The sequence below is a fragment of the Roseibium sediminis genome, from assembly GCF_008711325.1.
GTDB classification, from domain to species: Bacteria; Pseudomonadota; Alphaproteobacteria; order Rhizobiales; family Stappiaceae; genus Roseibium; species Roseibium sediminis.
In genome coordinates, this window is the sequence record NZ_VXDB01000063.1 from 1 (window position 1) to 2719 (window position 2719).

Genomic DNA, 2719 nt, shown 5'->3' on the forward strand with positions numbered 1-2719 from the left:
CCCTCAGCCAGAATCTAGGTCACGAGCATATGCGAACAACCGAGGAGCACTATGGCCAGCTGAATGACACCCGCCGCCAAGAGCTCATCGAAGCAATGCGCCTGAGGCCAAAGCTGTCTGAACATGACGGCTTTGTGGAGCTATATCAAAATGCACCAGCTGAACGGCGCACACTGGCGAGGCAAATTCTCGAGATGAAGTGAAATTCCAATACAGCTAGCAAGCCGAATTGAAGTAGTCAGTACATGCCTCCCAGTTCGCGTGTCTTCTCCGATAGCTAGCCAACTAATTGTATTCTCAAATTCTATTTCTGTTGGTCAAGATAGACCAGCTAAGGCAGCACTGACATGCCGCCCGGAGGGATCGGTTTGGCCCGGTCTCGGTCATAGTAGAGATCTAAAACCGTCGTATCTTCCATATCCAATTGCACCGGTCTTTTCAGGCGGTCATAGATGATCCGGACTTCTTTCAGTGGGAGATTTGTTGCGGCTAAATCACTCCGTCCGAGTTTCAATAAGCGAGACAGAAGGGCCGCTTTCTTGATCTTTTTAGTCTCCATGGTCAAAGACTGACATGGGCCTTGGGTGTCAGAAGGGCATTCGCTTTTTTCCGGCGAGCCATAGATCGCAGCCACCAGTGGTACTTTTTGGCGCTTTTTGGCCCTGTTGCCCGTTAAAACTTCGGGCCATGCCAGACTTTCCGATACAAATAGGGGCATTTGGAACGCAGCGCCATCCAAATCACTGGAACCATTCCCAAGTCCCAACTCAGACATTGGCAGCGGCACATGGGACATGACCATACTCCCGATCATGCCGCCGGAGCCAAACATGCCACCAAGCTTTTTGGTGTCGAAATAAATGAGTTGACCATCGTCCCTAAATTTGATGGTCGGATACTTGAACCAGACTTCAGCGTCCTGAAGATTTGAGTAAGTGAAGTCTCCCAGCCGATCATATACGAATTGGGCGTCGCCTCTCCCACCAAAGGCCAGCGTTATTGTCGAAAAACACTTCCCAACCTTGAAAGACCCGATACGGACTTTCTTTCGACCCTTGGGTGTCTTTTTTGCGCTTCCAACGTAAGCGCTCATTTCCCTGCACGTTGACGCTGAGGCTTTTGCCGGAGGTGTTGGAATGGGAGAGCGTCCGGTTCGATCAGGCGCCCGTGGTTTTGGCGAAGTTGAAGGGCAGCAGATCGTTGATGTCGGCGTCGACGGCGCGCTGCGGTAATTCGGTGAGGACATGGCGCAACCAGGCTAACGGTTCGACGCCGCAAGCCCGGCAGGTCAACATCAGACTGTAGACGACGGCGCTGGCCCTGGCTCCCTCGACGGTGTCGCTGAACAGCCAACTTTTCCTGCCTGTGGCAAAGATCCTGATATCGCGTTCCAGAAGGTTGTTGTCTATCGGCCTCCTGCCGTCCTCGGTGTAGCGCGTCAGATATGCCCATTGGTTCAGCGTATAGGAGACGGCATCGCCGAGCTTGCTGTCCGGCAAGACCTTCGGGGCGATTTCGTCGAGCCATTCCTTGAGGGCGTTCAGGACGGGGACGCTGTGTTGCTGACGAAAGCGGCGAATGCAGTCAGCCCGCGTTTCACCTTTGTCCGGCTTCTCCTCCTTCGCCTGCCTTTCAATCCGGTAGAGCTGTTCGAAGAACTTGAGCGCCTGCTCCGGCGGCCCGCCGGGTTTGTTTCTCGTCTTGAGGGCATTGACAAAACGCCGTCTTGAATGGGCCATGCATCCAAGGTGGGTGGCTCCCTCCAGCGTGCGCCAGGCGCAATAGCCGTCGCTCATCAACAGGCCGCGATAGTCTCCGAGAAAGGCCTGCGGGTAGATCTGGCCGCGGCCCGGTTGATAGTCGAGCAGCACGATCGGCTCGTCGCTGTCCTCGCCGCTCCGGTAGGCCCACATATACGACGTGCTGGTAGCTTCCCTGTCCTTTTCCTTCAGCACCTGGACTGTCGTCTCGTCGCCATGGATGAGGGGCTGCGATCTCAGCCGCAGCTTCAGTGCCTCATAAATACGGGACAGATGCTTTTCGCTCGAGCCGATCACCCAGTGCCCCAGAGCGCCACGGCTCACAGGAACACCCGCACGTTCGAAGGTTTGCGCCAAGCGGTAGAGCGGCGTGCCGTCGACATATTTGTGAACCAGGGCGAAGGCCAGTGTCGAGGCCGTGGCGATGCTGCCCGGCAACGGCTGCACGGGCATCGGCGCAGTCACGACCGGCGTGTTGATCCCGGTGCGGTCGCAATGGCGGCAAGCATATTTGAACCGAACATTCTGCAAGACCTTCGCCTTCACCTCGATATGAAGCTGCTCGGTAACGGTTTCGCCCATGCGATGCATCCGGCCATGACAGCACGGGCAGGCCTTCTGATCCTCGGGAAGGTCATATTCGACGCGCTCGCGCGGCAGGTCTTCCGGCAGCGGCTTGCGGCCGCGCTTCCTGGCCGCAGGCTTGTCCGCGCCCGGCAATCCGGTGTCCGGCAGATCAACACCAGCGCCCTCGTCGCCGCCATCATCGTTCCTGGCCTCGTCTTCGGCTGCAACCTGCTCGGCTTCGTTGAAGAGGCGATCAGCACGCTTTTCGCTGCGCGGCGCAAACCGATGCAGCCGCGCAAGCGCCAGTTCTTCCTCGAGTTTGACGACGCGTTTGCTGAGCTGACGATTCTCCGCTTGCAGCGCAGCTATTTGCGCCATCAGTTCTTCAACAG

General features: G+C 57.0%; 3 protein-coding genes. 1 reads left to right on the forward strand and 2 read right to left on the reverse strand.

Features of this window, described 5'->3' with window-relative positions:
- A partial coding sequence (locus F0155_RS23525) for a hypothetical protein (protein WP_208999424.1) occupies positions 1–203 on the forward strand: 203 nt, incomplete at its 5' end.
- Positions 204–331: 128 nt separating this feature from the next.
- Here F0155_RS23525 and F0155_RS22980 read toward each other — a convergent pair.
- Both F0155_RS22980 and tnpC read right to left on the reverse strand, forming a co-directional pair.
- Positions 332–1093, reverse strand: a complete 762-nt coding sequence (locus tag F0155_RS22980; protein WP_150526900.1) for a hypothetical protein — start codon at positions 1091–1093, stop codon at positions 332–334.
- Positions 1094–1157: 64 nt separating this feature from the next.
- On the reverse strand, positions 1158–2719 hold a 1562-nt coding region (gene tnpC, locus F0155_RS22985), incomplete at its 5' end, for an IS66 family transposase (protein ID WP_204934613.1).

Excerpts from the sequence above, each read along its gene's own strand:
- F0155_RS22980 (WP_150526900.1), bottom strand. The coding sequence starts at position 1,093 with ATGAGCGCTTACGTTGGAAGCGCAAAAAAGACACCCAAGGGTCGAAAG.